Origin of the sequence: Paenibacillus herberti (assembly GCF_002233675.1) — a bacterium.
Classification (GTDB): domain Bacteria; phylum Bacillota; class Bacilli; order Paenibacillales; family Paenibacillaceae; genus Paenibacillus_O; species Paenibacillus_O herberti.
Genome location: NZ_NMUQ01000002.1, coordinates 1,546,067 through 1,557,446, shown reverse-complemented (window position 1 = coordinate 1,557,446; position 11,380 = coordinate 1,546,067). Strand labels below are relative to the sequence as shown.

The window sequence follows — 11,380 nt, the reverse complement described above, 5'->3', positions numbered from 1 at the left end:
CAATCCGCTCGACTTGCATGTATTAGGCACGCCGCCAGCGTTCGTCCTGAGCCAGGATCAAACTCTCCATAAAAGAAGTTTTCGCATCCGAAGGATTAGAAAAGCTTCAAGGTGTTTGACTTGCTCATTTATAACGTTGACTTGCTTCACTCGTTGTTCAGTTTTCAAAGAACAAATTGTTCTGGTTTGTCGCGCACTCTTTCGAGGAGCGACCTTCATAATATATCACAGCTTCGAATATTATTGCAACATCTTTTTTTTAAAAAAATAAGTTGCAATCAGTTCAGCACCGTTTATTTATGAGCCCTTTCGAAGGGGCGAGAATTAATTTACCACAGCCAGTACATAGCGTCAACCCTTTTATTCATTTTTTTCAAAAAAGTTATTGTTGATTATGTCTTACCCTTAATGCATAGCGAGAAAGTTCTCTTGGTGATGCAATACGGGCAAACATGCGGAACACGATTCGGTACCTTCTCGTAATGGCTTGTTTGATTTCTCCATCCAAACGGGAGTCCCCTAAATCAAGCAGCATTTCGTCCAATTCCTTGCGCAATACATAGTCAAGTTCTTTGCATTCTTTATCGTTAAACAATATCCCGAGCATAACCGTCCTCCTAGGCATTGGGTTGAAGCATTCTAGGGTCAGAGTGCAGCCTTACTGTTATGCTCAAATATTGGAAATTTTATTACAGAGAAAGTATCCATGGAGTTACGGTGCTTTCTATAATTGCTGCTACCAGCAGTAGAACACTGATTCCCGCTCCCATCAAAAGCAAACCAAGAGCGTACTCTTTCCATTCTTGTCTCAATAGTTGTTGGCTCTTACCGGCAACGACCAATCCAAGCCAGCGATAGACGTAACTACCTAGCTTGATTCCGAAAGCTGCAGCAAGGATAATGGCCGGAATCTCAATAATTCCGTGAGGCAGAATGCCTTTAGCCAACTCTCCCAAAGCCGTTCCCGCTCCAAGCTCCTCCGAACGCAAAACATACAAGTATCCCAGTACCGCTCCATTAAGCATTAAAAAGAAAATCGGTATTACGGATAACAAAGCCCCGAGCACAATAATAAGCAAAGCCTTCAAAACATTATTGAACAAAATCACAATAAAAAGCTGCAGCCTCGGATTGGAGCTCTCACTGACTCGACGGGCAAGTTCCCGCACCCCCTCGAGTTGGCCATTCAGCATGGTGTGCAGATTATCATTAAAAACCCCAAACAAGATTCCCGCTACAAATAACAGTGTTCCTGCTACTACAAAATGTTTAGCTTCTTTTATAAATTGAATGAATCGCTTTGTATACAAGTTCATTTTCGATCCGACTCCTTCCCTGGCAAAAGTGTGGTTAGCTCACGAATATCTGTCCAAACCCGGCATAGATTGTACAAGAAGAGCGACAAGCCTTGGCGAAAGCCTTTTAAGAGAGGAGACCAGACGCAAAATGAATTTCTTTTACGTCTTTAACGGCCGGAAAATCCGTCGGTACTTTTTTTTATTCGCCGCGGTAATATTTGCTGCAGGGGTCATTTATACCGAGAAGGACAATATTACGGTGTTCGCCACCGATCAACCTGCTGCTATCTATAACGTGCCGACAAGCAAAAAAATGATCGCCCTTACCTTCGACATCAGTTGGGGGGACAAGCGGGCCGAACCAATCATGCAGATTCTAAAGGAAAAGGGAATCAAGAATACGACCTTTTTCCTGTCAGCTCCTTGGGTGCAAACCCATCCGCAAATGGTCAAGGCAATCATGGAAAATGGCTGGGAGATCGGAAGTCATGGCAACAAACATGATAACTACAGCAATTTAAGCGACGAGGAGATACAAGCGCAGCTGCAAACTGCTCATTCTATTTTGTCCCAGGAAACAGGAAAAGCACCCCAGCTTATCCGCCTTCCGAATGGAGACTTTGACAAGCGAGTGCTTCAACAAACAGAAAGTATGGGGTATAAAGTCATCCAGTGGGATACGGATTCGCAAGATTGGATGAATATTGGAACTCAGAATATCGTTGACCGCGTCATAAAAAGAGCCCACCCCGGTGATATCGTGCTGCTGCATGCCAGCGATTCTGCCAAACAGACTCACGAGGCCCTCCCCGCCATCATTGATGGGCTCCGTGCACAAGGGTACGAATTCGTCAGTGTGTCCCAGCTAATAAATCAAACGGAAGCCAGCGGCAAGGAAGTGCGGGACAATGGGGTCTCCACAGAGCCGCAACCGGTAAGCTTCGATATGTAACTAAGTAGTAGCTATAGCTCCATTGCCTGCTAGCTGGAATTAAGCCGATTTCGCGCCCGTCGCGGAGACGGCTTTTTTGTCAGTGGTGGCGGTTATGCGATGAAGAATAAGAATTTGGTAAGCATTGCAAACGATCAACGGGATCATCATAAACCAGATGGCGCTGGCGCTGATAACTCCTTCTTCACCTTGAAAGCTCGGCCAAGCTTCAATCGTCGTTACAACGATCATTAGGAAAAGGGTCGGAATAAAGGCCCGATTGTTCGTCATTCGAGTCTTCACATAACCGGTCGACCAAGCGGCGGCAGCGAGTACAATTGGCAAGAGCCAAAACAGGACCATCCCGGTCTGATCACGAGATTGGTACAGGATATAACCCAGAGATCCCAGCACAAACACCGTTGTGTATGCCTGTAGGGTACTCCATAGATAGGCTTTGCGGAAAACGCTTAGCGCGATATAGTTGAGCGTCAGGTACGCGAAAAAGCCCATCTGGCTAAATGCTCCGATCAGCAGCCCGACCAAAACCATATTGAAAGCATTGAAGCCTGCGCCGGACCAGCCATATGCCTGGATAGTCTGATCCATCCACTGCATGGCAAAGCCAGTAATGAGCGTCAATGCCGCTCCAATTGCCATTGTTGTCCAAAAAAGAAAAAACCACTTGCGTATCGTCATTCCGCTGCATCCTCCCGAAAGCGAGTTCATCTTGTTCTTTATCTTACCATGAACGGAACAAAAAGCTAAGACTTGGCCTGATATTCGCTTGCTGTTTCGAGCATACTGTACCTATCCCAGGCCGGAGCTTAAGCTAATCCGGCAAGCGAAGGAGGAGCTCCAGCTTATGAAATTTAAACAGGCCTTGTATTGCTTATCTTTGGCTGCCATGACCGCAGTTCTTCTCTCCGGATGCGGATCCGAGCCTTCGGGAGGCGGCGGGCAGCAGATGAACTATAAAGACATGAAAAGCATGGTCATCGACATCCTCAAAACAGAAGATGCTCAAAAGGCGCTTCAAGAAAGCCAAGTGGGCGCTTCCGGCACCAGTGGCAGCGGGATGAAGCTGCTATCTATGCAGGATGCGGAAAATGTAAAAACGGCTGTGAGGGAAACTATTACCTCGCCTGAATACGATAAGGTCATTAAGTCGATGATGGCCGACACCCGTTTTGCCGGTGAATTCGCCAAGGCGGTAAATAAGCAAAACAAAGAAATCCATAAAGAGCTCATGAAAGATCCGACTTATCAGAAGGAACTTATCGGCGCGATGAAAACGCCGGAAATGGATAAGATGATTCTTGAAGTTCTCATGAGCGGACAATACCGTAAGCAGGTCATGACGATCATGCAGGACTCGATGTCGAATCCTCTTTTCCGCGTGGAAATGCTCGATTTGTTGAAAAAGGCCGTCCAAGAGGAGCTTCGCGTGAAGCCAGAGGAAAAGGTAAGTACTAAATCCGGCGGCGGTGAAGAAAATAAAAGCGGTGGGAGTGGCGAAGGCGGTGAAGGCGGCGAGGAATCCAGTGAGGAAAACGGCGGTGAGAACGAGGAGTCTTCGACTTAGCCGATTAAATTAAAGAAATGGAAAAAAGCAGCCTGGAAAGAGTTGAAACTCTTCCTGAGGCTGCTTTTTGGTTGATGGGCGGTAAGAACAATACAATTGAGACCTCTGTAAAGCAGAAGTTTCGCGTATTAGCGATAAGACGAATACAATTGAGACCTCTGTAAAGCAGAAGTGCCGCGTATTAAAAGGATGCACTGTTGCGCGCCTACCAGGTTCTGGCGATGACGCGATCGGCGAGCTCCAAATAAAGCTGTCCTGTCTCGGATTCGGCTTTGTACACCGATGGAGAGAAATCCCGCTCCGAAATATGGTTGTCAGGTGCTCCAAGCGGAATCTGCGCAAGAAGATCCGTATGCAAATTTTCAGCTAGTCGGGCTCCCCCGCCCTTGCCGAACACATACTCCTTCTCACCCGTGGATGGATTCAGATAATAAGACATGTTCTCTACAACGCCAAGAATCTCATGTTCCGTTTGCAGCGCCATTGCACCCGCACGGGCTGCAACAAAAGCGGCTGTTGCATGTGGCGTCGTCACGATAATTTCCTTGCTTTGAGGCAGGATCTGATGAACGTCCAACGCTACATCGCCTGTTCCCGGTGGCAGATCAAGCAGTAGATAATCCAGCCCGCCCCACTCTACCTCTTGGAAAAAGTTGCGCAGCATCCGCCCGAGCATCGGTCCGCGCCAAACGATCGGGCTGTTGTCCTCCACGAAAAAGCCCATGGAGATGACTTTAACTCCGAAGCGCTCGATCGGCTGAATACGGCCGTCCACAACTTCCGGCCGCTCCTCGATGCCCATCATATCGGGCACGCTGAAGCCGTAAATGTCGGCGTCAACAAGGCCGACACGCTTGCCCTTGCGGGCTAGCGCCACCGCCAAATTGACGGTGACGGTGGACTTGCCAACGCCGCCTTTGCCGCTGGCGATGGCAATGAACTCCGTGCCGCTCTCCTCAGAGAGGAGCGGCACGCCTTCCAGGCCCGCCCCGTGGCCACGCACGGGGGCGGTGCCTGGGGTGCCCGAAGCGGCGGCAGGCTGCGCCGCCGCTTCGGGCATTGCGCCTGCGGCGGCTGCGCTTGGCGCTGCCGCAGGCGCCTCCAGGGACCGAAACCGTAGGTGCACGGTTTCGGCCCCTGTTTGCGCGAGCGCATCGCGCAGCGCGGCTTCTAGCGGCGGCTGCGCAGCGCCGCTGGGTAAAAGGACCGTCAGCGATGCCTGACGGTCTCTAACCATAACATCGCGGACGGAAATCCCGTCCGCGCTTTGTGCCGTGACAGCATTCACGGCTTCCAGTACTTGTTCGCGTGTGAGCATAGTGTGCGGTCTCCACCTTCCGGCATGCGTGGAGGCGGCTCAAATTACCTGCCGCCTCATACAACGAATATGCCTTCATTATAACATACCGGAACGGCTTCTACCTGCTGAGCTCGTCTATCGCTCAGCCAGTTTCACACCCATGCTCTCAGCACACATTGCTTTTACATTCATGCTCTCAGCACACGCTGCTTTTACATTCATGCTCTCAGCACACGCTGCTTTTACAATTCAAGCTCTCAGCACACACCGCTTTTACATTCAAGCTCGCAGTCCATGCTGCTTTTCCCATTAACACCCACAGTTCTAGACGCCCCGTTCCGCTGTTCCTCATCACTTCCCGCCCATTCCAGCCGGTCTCTCCCCGCTGCTATAGCGGAGAATACCTTCGTAGATCGAAGCTGCCACCTGCTTTTGATACAATCCATCAGCCAGCTTGGCCGCTTCGCCAGGATGGGACAGAAAGCCAACTTCAACAAGCGCACTAGGAACGGTTTTAACCGCCTGTAGCAAATACACCGTGTTTGGAGCCTTTGCCGCCACTCGGCTCGTATTTTCCAGATTGCGCTTGATCTCCTCCTGAATAAGCGCAGCCAGCGCAGCATTCCCCTCATGGTTCGGATAATAAAACGTCTGCGCACCCGACCACTTAGGCGATGGGATGGCGTTCATATGGATGCTTACCATCATATCCGCTGTTTTGTCTTCCACGAACTTCGCCCTTTGCTTGAGGTCCTCCCTCTTTCGCTGCTTATACCCCTTAGTCGCCTCACCGGCTAAATCCTGATCTCCCTCACGGGTCAAGTAGACAACTGCACCCGCCTGCTGCAAATAATCCCGAAGCTGAAGCGCTATCGCCAGATTGAGATCCTTCTCAATGAGGCCACTCTTACTCATCGCCCCGCCATCAGGCCCACCGTGTCCCGCATCCAATACGACTGTTTTGCCGCTAAGTGGAAGTGACCACGTATTCCAAGTCTGCGCCGCAGGCAGCTGCTCCGTCAGCAGCCAAGCCAGCATCAACAGCATCCCAGTAATAATGCCGACCCGCATCCAGCCGCGTGGATTAATCCAAACGACGATACGCTTGCGGGAAGGATACAGACCGTGTCTGCCTTCCCGTTTACCTTCCTTACGGTCCCTGCTCACGCAAAAAACACCCCATCCCGAGTCGATGATCATTCAAGGCTTAGCCAAGCCTCTCGTTACCATCAACTATATGGGACAGGGTGTTCCTTCATGCCTCTAAAGTCTGTCGGTTATGCCGCAACATACCAGACAAACCATTCATTAAGAATGCGCCGGCTGCTCCTGCATGCCCTCGATTAGAATCTGGGCAACCTCCGGGCGGGAGAATTCAGGCGGCGGGCAAATGCCGTTACGCAGCATTTCACGTACCTTCGTTCCGGACAGAGCGACATGCTCTGCCTTATCATGCGGGCAAGTTTTGCTCGTTGCCATATTGCCGCATTTTTTGCAGAAGAAGCTATGTTCAAAATAAAGCGGAGTAATATCAAGCTCTTCTACTGGGATGCTTTTCAGCAAATCCTGCGCTTCGTATGTGCCGTAATAGTCGCCAACACCAGCATGGTCGCGGCCAACGATGAAATGTGTGCATCCATAATTCTTGCGAACCAGCGCGTGGAAGATTGCCTCACGAGGACCCGCATAACGCATGGCAGCCGGGAACACACCAAGGAACGTCCGGCTCTCTGGGTAATAATTGTCCAGCAGCGCCAGATAGCTCTTCATGCGGACATTAGCCGGAACGTCATCCGACTTCGTCTCGCCAACGAGCGGGTTCAGGAACAAGCCGTCGACGATTTCCATTGCGCATTTCTGAATGAACTCATGAGCACGATGGACCGGATTACGAGTTTGGAAGCCAACTACCGTTTTCCAGCCTTTATCAGCGAAGATTTGGCGAGTCTGCGCAGGGTCAAAATAAAACTCCCCGAATTTCTCCGGCTGAGGACGATTCAAGACGGTTACTGTACCGCCCACATTGATGCTGGAGCGTGAGAACAATTTTTTGACACCTGGATGCTCCAGATCATCCGTCTTGAATACTTGCACCGCCTCATGGCGCTGGTCCACATTGTAGATGCTCTCCACGGTCAGGAGTGCGTACACAACACCGTCTTCACCCTTCAGCGCTACGCGCTCGCCCACGGACAGAGCGGATGCAGTCGATTCGTTGATCGGCAGCGTGATCGGAATACTCCATACTAATCCACTCGCAAGCTTCATGTTGTCTACGACCGACTTGTAGTCGGCCTCCGTCAGAAAGCCAGTCAGCGGAGAGAACGCTCCTACGCCGATCAAATCAAGATCAGAAATCGTCCAGTTGTCCACCGAAATGGCAGTCAGCCCTTGTGCTTCCTGAAGCAGCTGCTCACGCTCTGTTCCCTCTGCGATGCGGTTCACCAGTTCGCCGCCATGCGGCTTGATGCTTGACATGATTCCGTTATCCTCCTTATGACTCACTTATGCAGACCGCACTCAGTCTTGTCGTTGCCGGCCCAGCGGCCAGCACGAGGGTCTTCACCCTGTGCGACCTGACGCGTGCATTGCTCGCAGCCGATGCTCGGGAAGTTCCGGTCATGAAGCGGGTTATAAATGATCTCGTTATCACGGATGTAATCCCATACGTCCTCAGAGGTCCAGTGAGCGATTGGATTGAATTTCACGAGGCCAAACTTCGTATCATATTCAATCTTTTTGGCGTTAGCACGGGTTGGCGCTTGATCACGACGAATACCTGTAATCCATGCTTCGTATTGGGACAAAATACGTGTCAACGGCTCTACCTTACGGATGTTGCAGCAAGTGTTAGGCTCACTATTCCAAAGCTCTTCGCTATGCTTCGCCGCCTGCTCCTCTGGCGTCAGCAATGGTTTCACTTGGACAAACTTAATTCCGTAGCGGGACTCCATGCGATCACGTGTCTCGTAGGTTTCATTGAAATGAAAATCCGTGTCCAAGTAAAATATATCCGTTTTAGGGCTGATTTTGTGCAACATGTCCACGAGCACGACATCTTCTGCGCCAAAGCTGCAGGCAAACGTTATATTTGGAAATGTCTCGACGGCAAATTTCAGAATTTCTTCCGGCAATGCGTCTTCGAGCTTAATGGCTTGCTCCGTAATGAGCGCCTCTTTCTCTAGCAGGTTCAAGTTCGGTTCCCCTCCCATATGATTAATACCAAGTAAAATTATATGCTTTTAATTATAAGGGGTTTACCGCTAATGATCAATTGCCTAATTTAGCTTCAGAAGCCCGATTTTCCTCTATAAATAAGCATTCCTTATCCATGTAATAAGTTACCTTTATTCAATACGATATACGCCGTCCTGATCAGCATGTTTAGCAAGCTCCGTCAGGTAAAGGAAAAATGCATCCCGATCGACATCATCTACAACCGTTACCTGGCGTCCGGATTCCTTGAGCACCGTTCTACCTTGGGAAGGGCCATCCGGCAAAACATCACAGCTCACCGTGTGCGAAGAAACCAGCTCAGGCTTGCCGATAATCGCCGTTGTCAGCACATCCCATAGGTAGTAAGTCGAGTTAGTCGCAAAATGAACGAGCGGAGGTACGGTTGCATAACATTGGCCAAGAAAGTCTATGCCTTCAAAGCGGCGGTTTTGTGCCCACTCCTTGCGTGTCTCTACCGTCAGCGGAACTTTGTTCGTGCTTTCAAGCGCGACCATATCTATTGTAATGTTGCTATCCCACACACGTTTAACTGCCTCAGGGTCCCAGAAGGCATTCCATTCCGCTGTCCCGTCATGTTCTGGTTCATGTACATTGCCGTCCGGGAGAAAAGTACCACCCATCCAGTAGAGCTTCTCAATCTTCTCTTCAATGGACGGATCAACATCCAGGGCGCGAGCCAGATCCGTTAGCGGTCCCGTGAAAAGTAGCGTAACTTTACTGCTTGCAGCCTGTAACTTCTCAATCATATCCAGATGGGCCAGCTTGGGAGCCTCCTGCGTTATTACTATTGGGCGTTCATTGAGCAGGGGCATAGCATCGACATAAAAGGCATGCATCCGCCAATCCTTCGGAAATGGGTTTTTAGGTCTAGAATTGCTGCGCGCAACTTGAATTCCTTTCAGATCCGCTGCACCGTATCGATCAATGATCTTGCGGCTTGCCGATACTGCGGGTTCTACATAACAGTCTGCGTCGATAACAGACACGCCGATTAGATCAATCGAATCCATCTGCAGCAGAAGAAATAGGGATACAAGATCGTCTACCCCACCATCATGGTTAAAATATACAGGTTTATGCGTAGTCATTGTATGTACCTCCGCCGATTTCTGATTTAAATATAACAATGAAAAAGACCTTTTCCGCAACAGCGGAAAAGGTCGGGTAAAATATTAACGTTTGGAGAACTGAGGAGCACGGCGTGCAGCTTTGAGGCCGTATTTCTTCCGTTCTTTCATACGAGGGTCACGCGTCAGGAATCCAGCGCGTTTCAGGGATGGACGGAACTCTGGATCTGCTTTCAGCAGAGCACGGGAGATACCGTGACGGATTGCGCCAGCTTGGCCGGAAGTACCGCCGCCATGAGCAAGAATGATGATGTCATACTTGCCGACTGTTTCAGTCAGAACGAGTGGTTGCTTCACGATCAACTTCAGCGTTTCCAGGCCGAAGTACTCATCCAACTCGCGTTTGTTGATGATAATGCGTCCTTCACCCGGCACGAGACGAACGCGTGCTACGGAGTGTTTACGACGACCAGTACCATAGTATTGGACTTGAGCCATTGTAGGGTCCTCCTTCGATTAACCGCGCAGCTCGTAAGCTACCGGATTTTGAGCTTGGTGCGGATGCTCCGAACCAGCGTATACTTTCAGTTTCATCTTCATTTTGTCGCCCAGACGGTTTTTCGGCAACATGCCGCGTACCGCAAGTTCCACAAGGGATTCTGGTTTCTTTTTAATTTGATCCTTGGCAGGAGTTACTTTCAGACCGCCTGGATGCATGGAGTGACGGTAGTAGTTCTTGTCATTCCATTTGTTACCTGTGAGGACGATTTTCTCAGCATTGATAACAACGACGAAATCGCCGGAATCAAGGTGAGGAGTGAATTGTGGCTTATGCTTGCCGCGGATCAGGCTTGCAACTTCACTAGCCAGACGGCCAAGCGTTTGGCCTTCGGCGTCTACAACATGCCAGTTGCGCTCTATTTCAGTAGGCTTAGCCATATAAGTGGTACGCATGGGAGATCCTCCTTCAATGGTTGGACTTTATTTATCGTGAAACATCGGTTTCAGTTCATCATCAATGGTTAAGTGAAGCTTGTCTTACATGGTTGGTTGTGCCATTCTTATGCGGGGCTGTGGGAGAGCCAATAAGAAAGCACAAGTTATATATTACAACAAATAAGTGCCCAACGCAAGGATTTTTAGTCCGTGTTCTCACTGTAATCCACATCAATTAAGGTAAGTCCGTAAGGGACCGCTGTTGGACCAACCTTCACCCGATCACGTGCCTCCAAAAGGCTTGTTATGGAGTCCGCGGGAATCTTTCCCTGTCCAACACGGATTAAAGTACCAGCAATAATGCGCACCATATTATAGAGGAAGCCATTGCCTGTCACGAAGATATCCAGGCGATGTCCCTCCTCTCTGAGCTCAGCGGAATAAATCGTCCGGACGTGGGACCGTTCATCGTAATGATTGGTCGTAAAAGAGGTGAAGTCATGCTCTCCCACCAGTTGCTCCAGCGCAATTCGCATCGCGTGGCGATCCAGAACGGGAGCGGGATGATGAAGCTCATAATTGCGGCGGAACACATCGTGATACTGAGATGTGCAAATTGAGTATCGATAGGTTTTACGCTTGGCCGAGAATCGGGAATGAAAATCCAATGGGACTTCTTCAGCCCGTCCAACGATCCGTATATCATGTGGCAAGCGGGCGTTCAACGCCAATCCCCAACGTTCAATTGCTATGCGGGATTCGGTATGGAAGTTGAACACTTGCCCCAAAGCATGTACACGGGCATCCGTTCGGCCAGAGCCTATTATCCTCGTTCTCGTTTCCGTCAGCGTCTCGATCGCCTGCTCGATTGCATCCTGTACTGTATTGCCCCCAGGCTGTGCCTGGAAACCATAATAGCCAGTTCCATCATAAGCGACCTTCATCCGTATATTTCGCAAGCCTCATTCTCTCCTTGACTGTGCTTCGCCTTCTTCTAAGCATCTCTCCCTAGGCAGCAACGAGCAA

At 49.9% G+C, this 11,380-nt stretch carries 13 protein-coding genes and 1 rRNA gene; 2 read left to right on the top strand and 12 right to left on the bottom strand.

Features of this window, described 5'->3' with window-relative positions; translation table 11 throughout:
* The 3 genes from CGZ75_RS19500 to CGZ75_RS19490 all read right to left on the bottom strand — a co-directional run.
* A 16S ribosomal RNA gene (locus CGZ75_RS19500) occupies positions 1 to 73 on the bottom strand; the annotation flags it as partial.
* A 309-nt stretch (positions 74 to 382) separates the two neighbouring features.
* Positions 383 to 607, bottom strand: a complete 225-nt coding sequence (locus tag CGZ75_RS19495) for a hypothetical protein (protein ID WP_089525849.1) — start codon at positions 605 to 607, stop codon at positions 383 to 385.
* A gap of 82 nt (positions 608 to 689) precedes the next feature.
* Positions 690 to 1,316, bottom strand: a complete 627-nt coding sequence (locus CGZ75_RS19490) for a stage II sporulation protein M (protein ID WP_089525848.1) — start codon at positions 1,314 to 1,316, stop codon at positions 690 to 692.
* Between the two features lie 130 nt (positions 1,317 to 1,446).
* On the opposite strand from CGZ75_RS19490, the gene pdaB reads away from it, so the two are divergent.
* Positions 1,447 to 2,250 carry a polysaccharide deacetylase family sporulation protein PdaB gene (gene pdaB, locus CGZ75_RS19485; protein WP_089525847.1) on the top strand — a complete coding sequence of 268 codons (804 nt, stop codon included), beginning with the start codon at positions 1,447 to 1,449 and terminating at the stop codon, positions 2,248 to 2,250.
* Between the two features lie 39 nt (positions 2,251 to 2,289).
* Here the strand turns inward: pdaB and CGZ75_RS19480 are convergent, their stop codons facing one another.
* Complete coding sequence (locus CGZ75_RS19480) at positions 2,290 to 2,928, bottom strand: KinB-signaling pathway activation protein (RefSeq protein WP_089525846.1); 639 nt, start codon at positions 2,926 to 2,928, stop codon at positions 2,290 to 2,292.
* A 166-nt stretch (positions 2,929 to 3,094) separates the two neighbouring features.
* On the opposite strand from CGZ75_RS19480, the gene gerD reads away from it, so the two are divergent.
* Entirely contained in the window at positions 3,095 to 3,814 is a 720-nt protein-coding gene (gene gerD / locus CGZ75_RS19475) for a spore germination lipoprotein GerD (protein WP_089525845.1), read from the top strand.
* Between the two features lie 205 nt (positions 3,815 to 4,019).
* Here the strand turns inward: gerD and CGZ75_RS19470 are convergent, their stop codons facing one another.
* The 8 genes from CGZ75_RS19470 to truA all read right to left on the bottom strand — a co-directional run bounded on the left by CGZ75_RS19470 (position 4,020) and on the right by truA (position 11,313).
* Positions 4,020 to 5,132, bottom strand: a complete 1,113-nt coding sequence (locus tag CGZ75_RS19470; protein ID WP_089525844.1) for an Mrp/NBP35 family ATP-binding protein — start codon at positions 5,130 to 5,132, stop codon at positions 4,020 to 4,022.
* 333 nt (positions 5,133 to 5,465) lie between these two features.
* Positions 5,466 to 6,185, bottom strand: coding sequence for an N-acetylmuramoyl-L-alanine amidase CwlD (gene cwlD / locus CGZ75_RS19465; protein ID WP_245850956.1), 720 nt, complete (start codon positions 6,183 to 6,185; stop codon positions 5,466 to 5,468).
* Positions 6,186 to 6,422: 237 nt separating this feature from the next.
* On the bottom strand, positions 6,423 to 7,592 hold the full coding sequence (sat, locus tag CGZ75_RS19460; protein WP_089525842.1) for a sulfate adenylyltransferase: 1,170 nt from the start codon (positions 7,590 to 7,592) through the stop codon (positions 6,423 to 6,425).
* 23 nt (positions 7,593 to 7,615) lie between these two features.
* A complete protein-coding gene (locus tag CGZ75_RS19455; RefSeq protein ID WP_089525841.1) occupies positions 7,616 to 8,308 on the bottom strand; it encodes a phosphoadenylyl-sulfate reductase in 693 nt (230 codons plus the stop codon).
* Between the two features lie 153 nt (positions 8,309 to 8,461).
* Entirely contained in the window at positions 8,462 to 9,439 is a 978-nt protein-coding gene (locus tag CGZ75_RS19450) for a nucleoside hydrolase (protein ID WP_089525840.1), read from the bottom strand.
* 84 nt (positions 9,440 to 9,523) lie between these two features.
* Positions 9,524 to 9,916, bottom strand: coding sequence for a 30S ribosomal protein S9 (gene rpsI / locus CGZ75_RS19445; protein WP_089525839.1), 393 nt, complete (start codon positions 9,914 to 9,916; stop codon positions 9,524 to 9,526).
* Positions 9,917 to 9,934: 18 nt separating this feature from the next.
* Entirely contained in the window at positions 9,935 to 10,372 is a 438-nt protein-coding gene (gene rplM / locus CGZ75_RS19440; RefSeq protein WP_089525838.1) for a 50S ribosomal protein L13, read from the bottom strand.
* A 185-nt stretch (positions 10,373 to 10,557) separates the two neighbouring features.
* Complete coding sequence (truA, locus tag CGZ75_RS19435) at positions 10,558 to 11,313, bottom strand: tRNA pseudouridine(38-40) synthase TruA (protein WP_089525837.1); 756 nt, start codon at positions 11,311 to 11,313, stop codon at positions 10,558 to 10,560.
* Positions 11,314 to 11,380 lie beyond the last annotated feature (67 nt).